The organism is Thiocapsa sp. C2-2m (genome assembly GCF_041903745.1).
Lineage (GTDB): Bacteria > Pseudomonadota > Gammaproteobacteria > Chromatiales > Chromatiaceae > Thiocapsa > Thiocapsa roseilacustris.
Window position 1 is genome coordinate 32703 of record NZ_JBBWVD010000020.1, and the last position, 15984, is coordinate 48686.

The 15984-nt window shown below is 65.1% G+C and carries 14 protein-coding genes; 10 read left to right on the top strand and 4 right to left on the bottom strand.

Going from position 1 to position 15984, the window contains the following annotated elements:
- The first annotated feature begins 166 nt into the window (after positions 1-166).
- The 9 genes from AADX97_RS16300 to AADX97_RS16340 all read left to right on the top strand — a co-directional run bounded on the left by AADX97_RS16300 (position 167) and on the right by AADX97_RS16340 (position 11597).
- Positions 167-1849, top strand: a complete 1683-nt coding sequence (locus AADX97_RS16300) for an ABC transporter ATP-binding protein/permease (protein WP_374234745.1) — start codon at positions 167-169, stop codon at positions 1847-1849.
- Positions 1846-3234, top strand: coding sequence for a GH1 family beta-glucosidase (locus AADX97_RS16305; RefSeq protein WP_374234744.1), 1389 nt, complete (start codon positions 1846-1848; stop codon positions 3232-3234). Before AADX97_RS16300 ends, AADX97_RS16305 begins: the two co-directional genes overlap by 4 nt.
- A gap of 417 nt (positions 3235-3651) precedes the next feature.
- Positions 3652-5793, top strand: a complete 2142-nt coding sequence (glgA, locus tag AADX97_RS16310; protein ID WP_374234743.1) for a glycogen synthase GlgA — start codon at positions 3652-3654, stop codon at positions 5791-5793.
- A 72-nt stretch (positions 5794-5865) separates the two neighbouring features.
- Positions 5866-7197, top strand: coding sequence for an alpha-amylase family glycosyl hydrolase (locus AADX97_RS16315; protein WP_374234742.1), 1332 nt, complete (start codon positions 5866-5868; stop codon positions 7195-7197).
- Positions 7198-7434: 237 nt separating this feature from the next.
- Entirely contained in the window at positions 7435-8199 is a 765-nt protein-coding gene (locus tag AADX97_RS16320; RefSeq protein WP_374234741.1) for a hypothetical protein, read from the top strand.
- Positions 8192-8545: a hypothetical protein gene (locus tag AADX97_RS16325; RefSeq protein ID WP_374234740.1), complete on the top strand. Its 354-nt coding sequence runs from the start codon at positions 8192-8194 to the stop codon at positions 8543-8545. Before AADX97_RS16320 ends, AADX97_RS16325 begins: the two co-directional genes overlap by 8 nt.
- The gene (locus AADX97_RS16330; RefSeq protein ID WP_374234739.1) at positions 8538-8708 is read left to right on the top strand and encodes a carbon monoxide dehydrogenase; all 171 of its coding nucleotides are present in this window, start codon (positions 8538-8540) and stop codon (positions 8706-8708) included. Before AADX97_RS16325 ends, AADX97_RS16330 begins: the two co-directional genes overlap by 8 nt.
- A gap of 71 nt (positions 8709-8779) precedes the next feature.
- Positions 8780-9253, top strand: coding sequence for a hypothetical protein (locus AADX97_RS16335; RefSeq protein WP_374234738.1), 474 nt, complete (start codon positions 8780-8782; stop codon positions 9251-9253).
- 181 nt (positions 9254-9434) lie between these two features.
- Positions 9435-11597 carry a heavy metal translocating P-type ATPase gene (locus AADX97_RS16340; protein ID WP_374234737.1) on the top strand — a complete coding sequence of 721 codons (2163 nt, stop codon included), beginning with the start codon at positions 9435-9437 and terminating at the stop codon, positions 11595-11597.
- A 197-nt stretch (positions 11598-11794) separates the two neighbouring features.
- On the opposite strand, the gene AADX97_RS16345 is transcribed toward AADX97_RS16340, so the two are convergent.
- Entirely contained in the window at positions 11795-12142 is a 348-nt protein-coding gene (locus AADX97_RS16345) for a cupin domain-containing protein (protein WP_374234736.1), read from the bottom strand.
- A 231-nt stretch (positions 12143-12373) separates the two neighbouring features.
- Here AADX97_RS16345 and AADX97_RS16350 point away from each other — a divergent pair, with 231 nt between their 5' ends.
- Positions 12374-12727 carry an HMA2 domain-containing protein gene (locus tag AADX97_RS16350; RefSeq protein ID WP_374234735.1) on the top strand — a complete coding sequence of 118 codons (354 nt, stop codon included), beginning with the start codon at positions 12374-12376 and terminating at the stop codon, positions 12725-12727.
- Positions 12728-13072: 345 nt separating this feature from the next.
- On the opposite strand, the gene AADX97_RS16355 is transcribed toward AADX97_RS16350, so the two are convergent.
- The 3 genes from AADX97_RS16355 to AADX97_RS16365 form a co-directional block, all read right to left on the bottom strand.
- The gene (locus AADX97_RS16355; protein ID WP_374234734.1) at positions 13073-14167 is read right to left on the bottom strand and encodes an alpha/beta hydrolase; all 1095 of its coding nucleotides are present in this window, start codon (positions 14165-14167) and stop codon (positions 13073-13075) included.
- Positions 14168-14243: 76 nt separating this feature from the next.
- Positions 14244-14378, bottom strand: a complete 135-nt coding sequence (locus tag AADX97_RS16360) for a hypothetical protein (protein ID WP_374234733.1) — start codon at positions 14376-14378, stop codon at positions 14244-14246.
- A 28-nt stretch (positions 14379-14406) separates the two neighbouring features.
- On the bottom strand, positions 14407-15936 hold the full coding sequence (locus AADX97_RS16365; RefSeq protein ID WP_374234732.1) for a helicase HerA-like domain-containing protein: 1530 nt from the start codon (positions 15934-15936) through the stop codon (positions 14407-14409).
- Positions 15937-15984: the final 48 nt, after the last annotated feature.

Here is a 15984-nt window from a genome sequence, read left to right on the forward strand (position 1 = left end):
ATCGAGTCGGTGATTCCCGCGCAACCGGTCAAGCAAGCGGTCAGGGCGCAAGGCTATACTCGCGCCCGGCCAGCGTCATCCGCGACGTTGGGCCAGGGTTGCCGGACGGGTCGTTGTGCGCTCCGCCGGCACTCGCTTCCCACGATCTCGAAGGCCCGGCTCCACCATGATTGCACTGCGCACAACGATCAGCCGCACGACCTGGAAACGCTTCCTCGAGATGCTCGCCATGCTGGCGCACTCGGAGGTCGGCGGCAAGGCGAAGCTGCTGTTTGCCTTGTTGATCCTGCTTCTGTTCGGCATCAACGGCCTGAATGTGCTCAACAGCTATGTCGGCCGGGACTTCATGACGGCCATCGAGAACAAGAATATGGGCGGCTTCCTGCACTTCGCCCTCATCTACGTCGGCGTGTTCGCGCTCTCGACCCTGGTCGCGGTCTATTTTCGCTACAGCGAGGAGCGCTTGGGTCTGGTCTGGCGAAACTGGCTCACTGCCAGGGCGGTGGAGCGTTATCTCGATGATCGGACCTATTTTCGCCTGCACGACACGGTGGATCTGGCCAACCCGGATCAACGCATCAGCGAGGACATCCGCTACCTCACGGCCACGACGCTCTCGTTCGTGCTCCTCTTGCTCAACGCGACCTTCACGGTCATCGCCTTCTCGGGCGTCATGTGGAGCATCAGCCCGCTCTTGTTCGTCGTCGCCGTCTCCTATGCCGCGCTCGGCTCATTTATGACGGTGCTTCTAGGCAAGCCGCTGATCCGCCTGAATTACGACCAGCTCGACAAGGAAGCGAACTTTCGCTCGCGCTTGATCCATGTCCGCGAGAACGCCGACTCCATCGCGCTCCTGCGACGCGAGGCCAGACTGAAACACCAGCTGCTCGAGCGCCTCGCCGACCTAACGGCGAACTTCCAACGCATCATCCTGGTGAACCGCAACCTCGGATTCTTCACCACCGGCTACAACTATATGATCCAGATCATTCCGGCCTTGGTTGTTGCCCCCTTGTTCATCAAGGGCGAGGCCCAGTTCGGGGTCATTGCCCAGTCCGCGATCGCCTTCGCCCACCTGCTCGGCGCCTTTTCGCTGATCGTCACGCAGTTTCAGTCGATCTCGGCCTATACGGCGGTGATCGCGCGTCTGGCGGGGCTGCGCGAGGCGATGGGCGACGACGCAACACCGAGGGACTCGAGTATCGAGATCCGCAACGACGCCGACCGCGTGGCGTTCGACGCACTCACGCTGCGCTCGCCGCGCAGCGGGCGCGACCTGGTCAAGGCGTTGTCCGTCTCCGTCCCACGCGGCAAACGCCTCTTGATCATCGCGCCGAACGAGTCGGCCAAGACGGCCCTGTTCCGGGCAACCGCCGGACTTTGGGACGCCGGCGAAGGGCGAATACTCCGCCCCAATGATCGAGCACTCATGTTCCTCCCGGAGCGGCCGTATCTGCCGCCCGGGACGCTGCGGCAGTTGGTCACGCCGAGCGACTCAAACGGCTCCTTCACCGACGAGCGCATCCTCGCGAATCTGCGGGCACTCAAGCTCGAACCCGCGCTCGTCCGTGCGGGAGGGCTTGACATGGAACGCAACTGGAACGAGCTGCTCTCCCTCGGCGAGCAGCAGCTACTCGCGTTCTCGCGGGTCATCCTCGCCGAGCCCGCCTTCGTCATGCTCGACCACCCCACGCGGGCGCTGAGCGAATGCCAGATCGACGAGCTGCTCGGAATGCTGCGCGAGCGCGGGATGACCTACATCACGCTCGGCGACGAGGACGACGATCCCGCCGCCTACGACGAGGTGTTGCTGATCGACCAGGACGGCACCTGGACCGCGCCGACATGAACGAAACCCTCACCGAGATGCAGAACGAGTCGCCGTCGCGGGGCTTCCTGTGGGGTGCCGCGACCTCGGCCTACCAGATCGAGGGCTCTCCGCTCGCCGACGGCGCGGGGCCGAGCATCTGGCATCGCTTCGCCCACACGCCTGGTCGCGTCTTGAACGACGACACCGGGGATATCGCCTGCGACCACTACCGGCGCTGGCGCGAGGATGTCGCCTTGATGGCGTCGCTCGGTCTGAACGCCTATCGCTTCAGCGTCGCCTGGGCGCGCGTCCTTCCCGAGGGCACCGGGCGAGTGAATCAGTCGGGCTTAGATTTCTACCGACACCTGGTCGATGCGTTGCTGGAGCAAGGGATCGAGCCCATGCTCACCCTCTACCATTGGGATCTCCCCGAGGCGCTCGACCCGCGCGGCGGCTGGGCGAGCGACGCCAGTCCGGGCTGGTTCGCGGATTATGCGCTGATCCTGTATCGCGCCCTCGGTGATCGGGTCCGCCTCTGGATCACCCTGAACGAACCCTGGGTCATCACGGCAGGCGGCTATCTCTACGGCGACCTGGCACCCGGGCACAGCAACCCGAGCGAAACCCCGATCGTCGCGCATAATCTACTGCGCGCCCATGCCGCGGCCTTGGCGAGCGGTCGTGCCGAGGGGATCGAGCGCATCGGGCTGGCCGTCAACCTCGAGCCGCAAGACCCGGCGAGTCCCTCGCCCGAAGACCAAGCCGCCGCGGCGCGACGCGACGCCTTCATCAATCGCTGGTTTCTCGACCCGGTCTTCTTCGGGCGCTACCCCTCGGAGATGGAGACCATCTTCAGCACGGCTTGGCCGGAGTACAGTGCAAGCGAGCTGGACGCCCTGTGCGCCACGCCGGATTTCATCGGCGTGAACTATTACTCGCGCTCGGTCGTGCGCTCGGATCCGACCGAGCAACCGGTCGGTGCTCGCCGCGTGCGCCAAGACGCGCACCCTCACACGACAATGGACTGGGAGGTCTACCCGCAAGGGCTGACCGACATCCTCCTCTGGATTCAGGGACGTTACGGCAACCCGCCGGTCTACATCACGGAGAACGGTGCGGCCTTCGACGACCCGCCGCCGGTTGCGGGGCGTCTGCACGACCGGCAGCGCGTCGCCTATCTGCGCTGCCATCTGTGCGCGGCCTCCCGTGCGCTGCGCCGAGGGGTCGATCTGCGCGGCTATTTCGCCTGGTCGCTACTGGATAATTTCGAGTGGAGCTACGGCTACGCGCAGCGCTTCGGCCTGGTCCGCGTCGACCCCGTCGATCGGCAACGCCTGATCAAGGACAGTGGCCGCTTTTATCGCGACGCGATTCGCCGTTACGGTGGCGGCCCGCGGCACGGCGACGTGGTCGGGCGGGGCTAGTGGTCCGCTGTAGAGATCCCGAGACCGTTTGAGCGCCTCGTGCAGAACGGCAGATGTGTTGGGACCGTTCGTTGTCGTTGTCGTTGTCGTCATCGACCATCGATACGACTACGACAACGACAACGAAGATGATCTCGGACGGTCTCGGAATTTCTGAGCCGTTGTACTAGAGTGGCGAGCGGCGAGCGGCCGGAAACGAGTTCTTGAACGGTGACCGAGCGACGGGGAAGACGAAAACCGGCGTATATTGGGACTAATTCGGGCCGGGCCGCGTCACGCGGGGCCTTCGATCGCGACCTTCGGACGGGTGCTCGCGATCACCGCTCGAACGACGCCGCGGAGCGACGCCCGGGGTACACTAGCCCTCAGCCACTGACTCATACTCGGAACGAACACCGCTGCAGGAAGAAATAAGGCATGGCGAAAAAGCCGACTGGATCCAAGCCAACCGGATCGAAAAGGGACGCCGCACGCCGCGGCGCATCCGAGCCCACCGCCCCCACGTCCGCGGCAACGAGCCGTCCGCTACTGCCTCCGGGCGAGGCACAGGTCGCCGCGCTCAGCTCGGGCTCGTCCGTGCCGAATCAGGGCGCCTCGCCCCCGGACAGCCCGCCCGAGAGCAAGGCGTCCGAAACGGAAACCGCCAGTCCTGCAGTCTCGGCGCACACTCCCGCGACAACCGCCTCCTCCGCGCAGCTTCCGACCGACTCGGCGGCGACGCCGGTGCCGGCTGCAACGCGTCATCCAGGCGAATCGGCCGCAGGTGGCGAGGCGACGCCCGAGCCCGAAACCGATCAGGTGACACCGCCGACCCGCGGCTCGACGCCCGCGGAATCTCCGGCACCATCCCCGACGCGACCCCGTCCGACGCGCGACCCGGAGCCGGCGTCCAAGTCCGCGCCGATACCCCTGCCGGAGCCGGAGCCATTCCCGGAGCCGGAGCCCGAGAAGCCATCGGCACCGCCACCCGAGCCGGAGGTCGAGCCCCAACCGGAGCCGGAATACGAGCAGCCAGGCGAGCCCGAGCCGATCCATGAGCCGCCCCCCCCGCCGCCGCCGCCGGCGCCCGCACCCGCACGTCCGAGCCTCTACATCGTCCACATCACGCCCGAGCTGGCCTCGGTCGCCAAGGTCGGCGGGCTGGCCGACGTGGTCTTCGGTCTGAGCCGCGAGCTGGCGATCCGCGGCAATCATGTCGAGATCATCCTTCCGATGTACGCCACCCTGCGGCACGATCAGATCTTCGAGATGCACGAGGTCTACAAAGACCTCTGGGTTCCCTGGTACGACAGCGCCATCCACTGCACGGTGTTCTTCGGCTTCGTGCACGGGCGCAAGTGCTTTTTCATCGAGCCGCACTCGCCGGACAACTTCTTCAACCGCGGCAGCATCTACGGCTTTAAGGACGACGTGCTGCGCTACGCCTTCTTCTCGCGTGCCGCGATGGAGTTCCTCTGGAAGTCGGGCAAACATCCGGACGTGATCCATGTGCACGACTGGCAGACCGCCCTGGTCCCGGTATTCCTGTACGAGTTTTATCAGCCGCTCGGGATGACCCATCCGCGGGTCTGCATGACCATCCACAACTTCGCCCATCAAGGGGTCACCGGGGTCGAGATCCTGCATGCGACCGGGCTGCACCGGCCGGAGCGTTTCTTCAATCAGGATCGCATGGCCGACAATACCCATCCCAAGGCACTGAATCTGCTCAAGGCCGGGATCGTCTATTCCAATTTCGTCACGACGGTTTCGCCGCGCTACGCCTTCGAGACCAAAGACCAGGGTCAGGGCTTCGCCCTCGAGCCGACGCTGCATACCCATCAGATGAAATACGGCGGCGTGGTCAACGGCATCGACTACGACATCTGGAACCCCGAGGTCGACCACCAGATCCCGGTGCGCTACAGCGTCGAGAGCATCGACGGCAAATACGACAACAAGCGCGCCTTGCGTCATCGCCTGATGCTCGCCGACAACGAAAAGCCGATCGTCGCCTTCATCGGCCGACTCGACCCCCAAAAGGGTCTCGATCTGGTCCGTCACGCCATCTTCTACACGCTGGAGCGCGGCGCCCAATTCGTGCTGCTCGGATCCAGTCCGGATGCGCGCATCAACGGCGATTTCTGGGGCCTGAAGCGGATGCTCAACGACAGCCCGGACTGTCATCTCGAGATCGGCTTCGACGAGGATCTCTCGCACCTCATCTATGCCGGGGCGGACATGATGCTGGTCCCGAGCCGCTTCGAGCCCTGCGGACTGACCCAGCTGATCGCCCTGCGCTACGGCACGGTTCCGGTGGTTCGGGAGGTCGGCGGGCTCGCCGACACCGTCTTCGACAAGGACTATTCGCACCGTCCGCTGCACGAGCGCAACGGCTACGTCTTCCGCGATTTCAACAACGCCGGCCTCGAATCGGCGCTCGGACGCGCCATCGCCTGCTATCGGAACCACCCCGAGCATTTCAGGGAGTTGATGAAGAACGGCATGCGCACCGACTATTCCTGGAACACGCCCGGCCAGGATTATCTCAACATCTACGACTACATCCGTGAAGGCTGAGAGGCCGCATAACAGCCGCGACCCGGCCCCCAATCCGCCGCGCCGAGACGCGGCAAGGAGCGCATCGGCTCGATGAAGATCTACAATCTCTTTCCACGCCTCGCCGGACAGTTCAAAGACTGGACGCCCCACCTCGAGCGGGCCTCCCGCATGGGTTTCGACTGGATCTTCGTCAACCCGATCCAGGTGCTCGGCCAGTCCCGCTCCCTCTACTCGATCGCGGATCATTTCGCAATCAACCCGACCTTCGTCGCCCCGGATACGGGTCGGACCGCGGAGGAGCAGGTTCGCGCTATGGTCGCGGAGTCCGATCGGCTCGGTCTGGGCATGATGATCGATCTCGTGATCAACCATTGCGCCAAGGACTCGCGACTGGTGCACGAGCACCCGGATTGGTTCGTGCGCGACGGCAACGCGGTCGCGAGCGCCTTCTGTGTCGAGTCCGACGGGAACCGCGTCGTCTGGCACGACCTGGCGCAATTCGATCACCGCGGCTCGCCCGATCACGCGGGTCTCCTGGCCTATTGCGTCGCGATGGTCGAGTACCTGATCGATCTCGGCTTTCGCGGCTTTCGCTGCGACGCGGCCTACCAGATCCCGAGGCCGGTCTGGGAGCATCTGATCGCGCACATCCGCAAGGCGTATCCGGATGTCGTCTTCGTCGCCGAGACACTGGGGTGCTCGCCGGAGCAGACGCGCGAGACCGCGTCCGCCGGTTTCGACGCCATCTTCAACAGCTCCAAATGGTGGGACTTCGAGGGCGGCTGGCTGCTGGAACAGTACGGGCAGACGCGCCGGTTGGTCCCCTCGCTCAGCTTCCCGGAGAGCCACGACACCGAGCGGCTCTTCCACGAATCCGGCGGCAACCCCAACGCCATGAAGCAGCGCTATCTTTTCACCGCGCTCTTCTCGGCGGGCGTCATGATCCCGATCGGTTTCGAGTATGGCTTCAGGCGCCGGCTCGACGTCGTGAACACCCGTCCCGAGGACTGGGAGGGCACGAACCTCGATCTCACCGACTTCATTGCCGAGGTCAACCGGATCAAGAACCGTTTTCCGGTGTTCGGGCAGGAAGGGCCGATCGAGCTTCTCCATCATCCGAACCCGGCCATCCTTCTGCTCCGCAAAGGGTCCGAAACGGGTCGGGACACGGCACTGCTCGCCTTGAACAAGGATCCCTGGAATCACCAGCACCTGCGGATCGACGACATCTGCCAGCTCGCTCGAACCACCGACCCGATGCTGGACGTCTCGCCCGAGTCACCCATGGACCCGATCCCGACCCCCTTCGAGCTCGAGCTCGGGCCCGGCATGGGACGCGTCTGGGTCACCCCCGCGATCAGCTCCGACGGCAACTCCATCGCCCGACAGATCTCGGCAGACGACACGGCTGAGGTCGCTTGAACCTAGATCCGGCAGGTGGCCGCTTCATGCCGCAAGCAAAGGTTTGACGCGGTTGACGGTCTTGGTCATCCGACGCCTCGCCCGCCGAGTGATGGCCGCTACGCCCGTTCGTACCGACAGCCGGCGGGTCACGCCTGGTTGATCGCGTAAACAAGAACGGTTATCATTCTGCTCTCGTGAATCAGGTGTGGGCGGTCGTTGACCGATCCCATCGGACAACTTCATGGAGCGCTGAGCATGGGCGAGCACGACAAGGGTCATCAGGACCAAGCGGGGGGATCGACGGCTCCGGGCCAGCCGTCGATAGAGGGTCAGCAGCGTGGCGCAAACCCTCAGGGCAACGCGCAGGATCAGGCGCCCACCGGGGCGCAACAGGGCGTCTTTTCCGGCGGATCTCAAGCGGGCATGGTCGGCGCCCGGATGGCCGGCCCCTATCCCGGTTTTCCCGGCCCGGGCGGCTACGGCGGGCAACCCGGCTTCGTCGCGCCCGGCATGCATTCGGGGGTTGCTCCCCACCCGGCGGCCTATGGCCACCCGCCCGGCGTCGATCCCTACTGGGCCTACCATGCTCAAGCGCAGGCGGCGTATGCCCCGCCACCTCACCCTTATGCCGGCCCCTATGCCGGCCCCTATGCCGGAATGGCTCCACCGCAGGCGCCCTGGCCGGGCTACGGTCCCGGATTCGAGCAGCAGGGCGAAGCCGGGCACATGGCCGGCGGCAGACACGGGGCCGGGATGGCTGAATTGGTCGACGAGATCGCCAACGGCGGCAGCGGTCTCTCCAGCCTCGGCAAGATGCTCAATTTCGACGATTCCGAATTCTGGAAAGGCGCCCTCCTCGGCGCCGCCGCTGTCCTGGTGCTGACGAACGAGTCGGTTCAAGGCGCGCTGTTCAAGACCGGCGCCAAGACCAAGGCCGCGGTCAAGACCGGTGTGGATCGAGTCAAGGAGCGCGTGCGGCAATCGGGCGACACGAATACGCAGGAGACGACGGATGTCTGACCACAACCTCATTCAGATGTCGACCTATTCGAGAGCCTCGACCGGCGGAAGCGACTGCGCGACCCTCGTCAAGCTCGCAACGCTGGGCGCCGTCGTCGGCGGCAGCGTCGCCGCCGCCACCAATCTGCAGCGCGTCCAGTCCGGGGACCTCACGGCAACCCATGCCGTTGCAGAGACAGGTAAGACCGCAATCACCGCCGCCGTGGCGACTGCGATCGGCGGGGCCGCCGCAACCAGCATCGCCGAGCAAGGCTTGATACGCCTCGGCATCATGTTCGCCGCCGGCACCCTGGCCCTTTATGGTCTGCAACGTTGGTCGCAGACCCGGACGGACAGCGATGAGTAGTCAACAGCAGCGTCAGCGGCACGGCGTGCGAAAAAACATGGTCAAGGGAATCGGCGGTCTTCTGGCCGGTGTTGCGCTCGTGTTGCTTGCTAGGTCGCTGTTCAAGCAGCGCACCCCGGCGCCCGAGGCACTGAGCACCGAGCCTGCGCAAAACGCCGGATGAGCCTGGTCCCCTATCACTACAAACCGCGCGGCGACGGCAGTGCGGACAGCATCACACGGAGACGGATCGACATGAGCAGCTCCTATCAAGGTTACGGCAATCCCTACGGTTATCCGATGGCGGGCGGCATGGGGGCACCCATGGCACAAGGGCAGAACTCGGCGGGCGGTCACGGCGCCTCCGTGGACGCTCATCCGGCCTATGGGTCGGCCAACCCCGGTTATGGCTATGCCCAAGGCGGCTACGCCCAAGGCTACGGCCTGACCCAAATGGGATATGCCTACCCTCAAGCAATGCGCCAAGCCATGTCCCAGCAAACCAGCTTTCTGAATTTCGGCAACGACCGCTTTCTCAAGGGCTTGCTCATCGGCGCCGCCGCGACCTATCTGCTGACCAACGAAAGCGTGCAACGCACGGCGATCAAGGGGGTCGTGCAGATTTGGTCTGCCCTCCAAGGGGGCATCGAAGAGGCCAAGGAACGCTTCCAAGATGCCGAGGCCGAGTTGCACCACGCGGCTCAGTTCAAGTCAACCGCGGCCTCGTGATGACATGGGTTGTTCGTGCTTGGGCCCGACGTTGCCGCAGCCCGATGTCTCGGTGGCGGACGCGGTTTAGATGTTCGAGGACGTCGATTGCTCGGCCCCGTGTCCTGCGACGACCGTCGTTCACGAAGCACCCGAGCCCGCTTGGCCTGCGCGTACCACGCGCCAGCCGTGGATTGACCCGATGATGAGCGCCGGCTTGCCGCCACTCGACCTGAGCTATCGCATCGTCCATGAGCTTCCCGGGCGATTGCGGTTGCGCGTCCCGGCGCTCGGCGCGCCGGGATTCGACCCCGACGACCTGGAAGACTGGATGGATCCGCTCGGCGTCGTCACCAACGCGCGCGCGAGTTGCGGCGCCCGCAGTTTGGTCGTGAACTATCGCGAGTCCGCCGGCGCCCGCGACGCCGTGCTCCGGCGACTGGATGGCTATTCGCCGCGGACGGAGCCCGGTTCCGCGGACGGCGGCTCGCGCGAGGCCGAGATCGCCCCCATCGTCACCGCGGCGGCGACCATCGCACTCCTGCCCTTTCTGAGCCGCCCGTTTCAGGTCGCGCTCACGGTGGCCAACGTCGCCTCGACCTTGGGGACCGGCGCGGAAACCCTGATCCGCAAAGGGATCAAGGTCGAGGTGCTGGACGCGCTTGCGATCGGCCTCTCCGCGGCCAGGGGAGAGCTCTACACCGCCAACATCACCGACTTCTTGCTGGCGCTCGGCAACTTCCTCGAGCGGCGCACCGAGCGCCAGTCGGACCGGCTGCTGCGCAAGCTGCTGCGACCCGAGCCGGCCATGGCCTGGGTCGAGCGCGACGGCGAGCTGGCCCAGATTCCCGGCGATCAGGTCGTGCCCGGCGAGGTGATCGTGGTCGGAACCGGGGAGACCATCCCGGTCGACGGACGGGTGGTCGGCGGCAGCGCCCTGGTCAATCAGGCCGCCGTCACCGGAGAAGACGTCCCGGTGCGCAAGGAGGCACCTCGCCGTGCTGTGTCGGGCTCGGTCCTGATCGAGGGTCGTCTGCGCATCGAGGCGACGCAGGTCGGCGATGAGACCACGACCGCGCGCATCTCGCGTTTCATCCAGGAGTCGCTGGACAAGCGCTCGGATACCCAGCGCGAGGCCGATCGTCTCGCCGATCAGCGGGTCTACCTGACCCTGGGGACGGGTGCCGTGGTCTACGGAGTGACCCGCAACCTGACCCGCCTGCAGTCCGTCTTCCTCGTCGATTACTCCTGTGCGCTCAAGCTGGGCACGCCGGTCGCATTCAAATCCGGGATGTACCAGGCCGCCGCGCACGGCGTCCTCATGAAGGGCGGCGAGGCGATCGAGCACCTCGCCGGTGTCGACACCATCGTCTTCGACAAGACCGGCACGCTGACCCACAGCGAGCTCTCAGTCACGGATGTCGTCGCTCTCAACGAGCAGGCCACCTGCACCGAGGCGGCACTCCTCGCACTCGTCGCCTCGGTCGAGGAGCACGCCTCGCATCCGGTCGCCAACGCCGTCGTGGAGGCGGCGCGCTCGCGCGATCTGCAGCATATCTCGCACGGCGAGGTCGATTATCTGGTCGCGCACGGCCTGTCGGCCGATGTCCAGGGCGAGCAGATCCTGGTCGGCAGTCGCCACTATCTGGAAGAGCATCGCGGCATCGCGTTCGACGAGTATGCCAAGCAGATCGCGCGTCTGGAGGACGAGGGCAAGATCATCCTCTTCGTCGGCAACGCCCACGGACCGGTCGGACTGATCGCCCTGCGCGATACCCTGCGGGCCGAGACCCGCGAGACGCTCGACCGGCTGCGGACCCAAGGGATTCGTCGTCTGGTGATGATTACGGGCGATCGCCGCCAAAAGGCCGAGGCATTGGCCCGCGAGTTGAACCTCGACGCCGTCTACGCGGAGGTCGCGCCGGAGGAAAAGGCCGACCTGATCGCCCGCTTCCAGGCGGACGGCAGCCGCGTGGCCTTCGTCGGCGACGGCGTGAACGACGGCCCGGCATTGGTCGCCGCCGATGTCGGCATCGCCATGCCGCGCGGCGCGGATATCGCCCGCGCCACCGCCGACATCCTGCTGATGGACGACCGCCTCGGCGCCGTGGCCGACGCCCGGGAGATCGCGACCAAGACCATGGCGCTGATCCGCGGCAACTTCCGCGCGGCCATCGGGATCAACACCGGCATCCTGGCCGGCGCGATCGGCGGCGCCCTTTCCCCGGTCGCGAGCGCCCTGCTGCACAACGGCACCACGATCGGCATCCTTTTCAATGCACTGAAAGGCGTGCGGCTGGAGGGGGAAACCGACGGGTCGATAAATGCCCGATTGGAGCAGATCAAGAACATCGTCAGGCGTTGAACCGCGTTAAACCGCGTCCGGTAGGACATGCGCGATCCTCGCCTGAACGCGATTCTTGTGCATACACTCGAAACTCGGCGCGGACGCGGTTTAAGTGATTCATTTCAATATCCTAAACCGCGCCAGCTCCAAGGCATGTTCGTTGCGCCGGCGTACCGGGATCATTCCAACGTCCTCGTCGGCGCTCCCGGCGCGGTTTAGGCGCGGTTTAGCCGGATCGGCGCGCCGAAGAAGACCAGGACGGTCAGATCCTCCTCGACATCGAAAAAGGCGTGGTCACAAGCGGCATGCACGTACATCAGCGTGCCTTTGCGGACCGCGTGCTCGCTCTCCCCGACCCGCAGTCGCCCGCGCCCGCCGAGCACGAGGTACAGCTCGTCTTCCTCGTGCGCGCTCGCCATGTCGCGCGATCCGGCGGGCAGGTGATAGACCGAGCAGCTGAGCGAGGGGGTGCGCAGAAACTCCTTGAGCGACAGGGTTCCCGGCTCGACGCGAGCCATCAGGTCCTCGAGCTGGAAGACCAACCAATCATCGTCATCGTTCATCGTGCGCGATCTCGTCGTGAAAGCTGATGCATGGACCGGTCAAGCCCGGCTGTAGGTGTCGTGGAGCCAGCTGCTGGAAGAGCATCGGCGCGGCACTCCCGGTCGAGTGTCTGTCTTGCGGATCCGACGACACCGAAAGAATACCGGTAATGCGAAGGATTTGCATTTCCTAATGGCCGGTCATACCATGCAGCTGTCGTCACCTGCCCTTCCATCGCGAGGCATCCGTCCATGAGCCACTATATCCATCACGTCCCCGGTCGCCTACGGATTCGTTCCGGCTCTTTTCGTTGCGACCCGGTGAGCGCACGCTTGGCCGAAGGCGAGCTGCTCGCCACCGAAGGCGTCCGCGAAGTGCGAGTCAATCCGCGTGCAGGCAGCATCACGGTCCACTACGAGTCCGAACGCCTGACCCAAACGCAGATCCTGGAGAGGCTCGAGCAGGTCGGCTGTCTCGGTGCCTCGATCCGCACGGATGTGGGTGCGACACGTATGCACGAGGTCTTCGGCAAGGCCCTCGTCGGCGCCGTGATGCAGAAGGCCGTCGAACGCTCGGCCGTGCGGCTGGTGAGCGTGCTGCTTTAAACCGCGTCCCGCACGACAGGCATGTCGTCGTATCACGCGGCCGCGCGCGCCTGACCCATCCGCCCGAGACGCGGCTTAAATCTCTTTCCATCGTTCAAGGCGATTTCCGGAAAATTCCATACCCGTAGGTTGTGCTGACGATAGGAGGCACAACTTGCGCCGACGGCCGGTTGTGCCTCGCACGGCTCCTCGGCGCAACCTACCGTTGTCGAAGCGTGGAGCGCTCCGATGCGCAACTTGGCATAACGGTTTCCGGAATTCGCCTAAGCCGCGTCACCTGCAAGACCGCATAGACCACGGAGGCTCGGTTCTCGATCGAGCCCCAGTGATCGCCTCGGACGCGGCTTAGATCAACCGATAGGCGTTGATATCGGCCGCATACGACAGCCGATCCTCCGCCCGCCCGCCTTCGAAGGCATCACTGAACACGGCCTTGAGCGCAGCGTTGCGCGCCACGGGCTCGCCCGCGAAATAGCCGTGCGTGTTGCCCACGCCATCGGCACGGGTGATGTCGATATAGCGTGTGTTCGCTGCAGACAGGTTCTTGAGGTAATGACCGAGACGCGCCCGCTGCGCCTCGCCGGGTTTTCGACGCGACCAGGCAAGCGCGAAGTCGTTCTCGTTGATCACGACATAGAGACGGTTGCGGGTCTGAATGCGCTGGACCCAGGTCTCGTGAGCCGCGTTGTTCGTATCGGCGGCGACCAGCGAGACATTGTCGAAGATCAGCTTCGCGGCGGCGGCAGCGCTCGGTTGCAGTGCGTACTTGAGCACATAGTTGCCCATGCTGTGACACATCAGGTTGAGGGTGACCTTGCAGTCATCGGCCAACAGTTGCGTGAAGCGCGCCTGTACGGCCTCCCGATTGCCCCGGCCGCCGTCCTCCGCCATCGCCTGCTGCCAAAAGGCGCCGCGACGCGCCTCGGTCAGCTTCTCATGGTAGAGCCGCACCTTCTCGAAGAAGCGGTTCAGCGCGTCCATCGAGACCCGCGCGTCCTGCTTGTCATCGAGGTAGTCCGCCGTCCCGCTGACCGCTCCGCCGCCGTTCGCCGGCCAACTGAAGGGCAGGACAATGACGTTGTAGAGCGCCTCGAGCGTCTCGGCCGTGCCCAGCACGTCCTTCATGTCGTTGTTGTAGCCGTGGACATAGACGAGCAAATGACGCTTCTCGCGTGCCGCCTGCTCCATGAGATCGCAGGCGACCTGCAGACTCGCGTACCAATCCGCCCGCTCGTCGATGTCGAGCGCATGGCGTCGCTTCAGCTCCCGGACCTCGGCCTGCGTCAGCTTGTCGGTAAGCAGCTCGGTCGCGTAGTGAGAACCCTGCTTGGTGATCTTGACAAGCCGCAGCTCGTTTGGACCGACCGTGTTCGGTGTATCGCCGAACACCTCCAGCCCTTCCTTACGTTTATTGACCTTGCGGTTGGTGACGACGTACATGGCATCTCCTCCGGGTCGGTTTGCACCTCGATGAGCGGAACCTGACTTTCGCCGGGACCCCTCGCTTGCTGCTGTCCTACTCGTCGAAGCCACCGAGATCGGTAGGTCCGATCAATGCGATGCCCGCTTCCCAGGCGCTCGTCTTCTCGCGCTGCTCACCGACCAACCGGATGCCCCGACGTTCGTGCACTGACAGGATAGGATCGACCATGAAACCGACTCTTTCAAGGATCGCCGGATCACCCGCGCCCGCGCGTACCCCCGCCGGTCAGCGAGCCCATGATCCCGCGCACCAACTGACGGCCGATCTGGCTGCCGAGCGAGCGCATGGCGCTGGTCGCGAACGCTTCGACAGGTGTCTGGCGCGTGCCGGCGCGTCGGGCGGGGGCCTTGCCGGTCGACGACGCCGGGGCGGTCTTGCCGCTGCGGCCGAAGTACTCGGACAGATCCGGGATCTCGGGAGCGGCCGAGGCGGCGGCGGCTTGTTCGGCGCGTTGCTCGAGGATCTCGTAGGCGGAGACCCGGTCGATCGTGACGTCGTAGACACCCTTCACGAGCGACTGATCCATGACGGCCTTGCGAACCTCGGGCTCGATGGGGCCGAGATGGCTTCCGGGCGGCGCGACATTGATCCGCTGGACGATGCCCGGGATCCCCTGCTCGTCGAGGGTCGAGACGAGCGCCTCGCCGACGCCGAGCGCGGTGATGGTGGCCTCGGTGTCGAGCGCCGGATTCTGTCGGAAGGTCTCGGCGGCAACCCGCACCGCGCGCTGGTCGCGGGGCGTGAAGGCGCGCAAGGCGTGTTGGATACGGTTGCCGAGCTGCCCGAGGACCGTCTCCGGGACATCCATCGGATTCTGTGTCACGAAGTAGACCCCGACCCCCTTGGAGCGGATTAGCCGCACGACCTGCTCGATCTTGTCCAAGAGGACCTCGGGCGCATCCTTGAAGAGCAGATGTGCCTCGTCGAAGAAGAAGACCAGCTTGGGCTTGTCCTGATCACCCGCCTCGGGCAGCTCCTCGAACAGCTCGGACAAGAGCCAGAGCAGGAAGGTGGAGTAGATCTCCGGGGTGTGGATCAGCTTGTCCGCGGCCAGGATGTTGATGTAGCCGTGGCCCTGCTCGTCGGTCTGCATCATGTCCTGCAGCGCGAGCGCGGGCTCGCCGAAGAGCAGATCTCCACCCTGCTTTTCGATGACCAGCAGGCGGCGCTGGATCGCGCCCACGCTCGCCGACGAGACATTGCCGTAACGGGTCTGGAGCTCCGCGGCGTTCTCGGCCACATGCGCCAACAAGGCGCGCAGATCCTTCAGATCGAGGAGCAGCCAGCCGTTCTCGTCGGCGACATGAAAGACGATGTTGATGACGCCTTCCTGCACCTCGTTGAGATTCAGGAGGCGCGACAACAACACCGGCCCCATCTCGGTCAGGGTGGTGCGGACCGGATGGCCCTGTTGGCCCTCGATGTCCCAGAACATCACCGGGTTGCCCGCGAAGACGAAGCCCTCCTCCTGCTCCAGACCCATCTCGGCGACCCGTTCGGCGACGCGCCGGTTGCCGCCTCCCGGTTGGCTGATGCCCGCGAGATCGCCCTTGATGTCGGCGAGGAACACAGGCACGCCGATGCGGCTGAATTGCTCGGCGAGCCGCTGCAGGGTCACCGTCTTGCCCGTACCCGTCGCACCCGCGACCAGACCATGCCGGTTGGCCATGCGCGAGAGGATCGAGACCGGCTCGGGTCCTTTGCCGACGAGGATGGACTGGGTCATATCAGGCGCTCCGTGTATGGCGAATATGGGTGGTCCGAGGAACCGCAG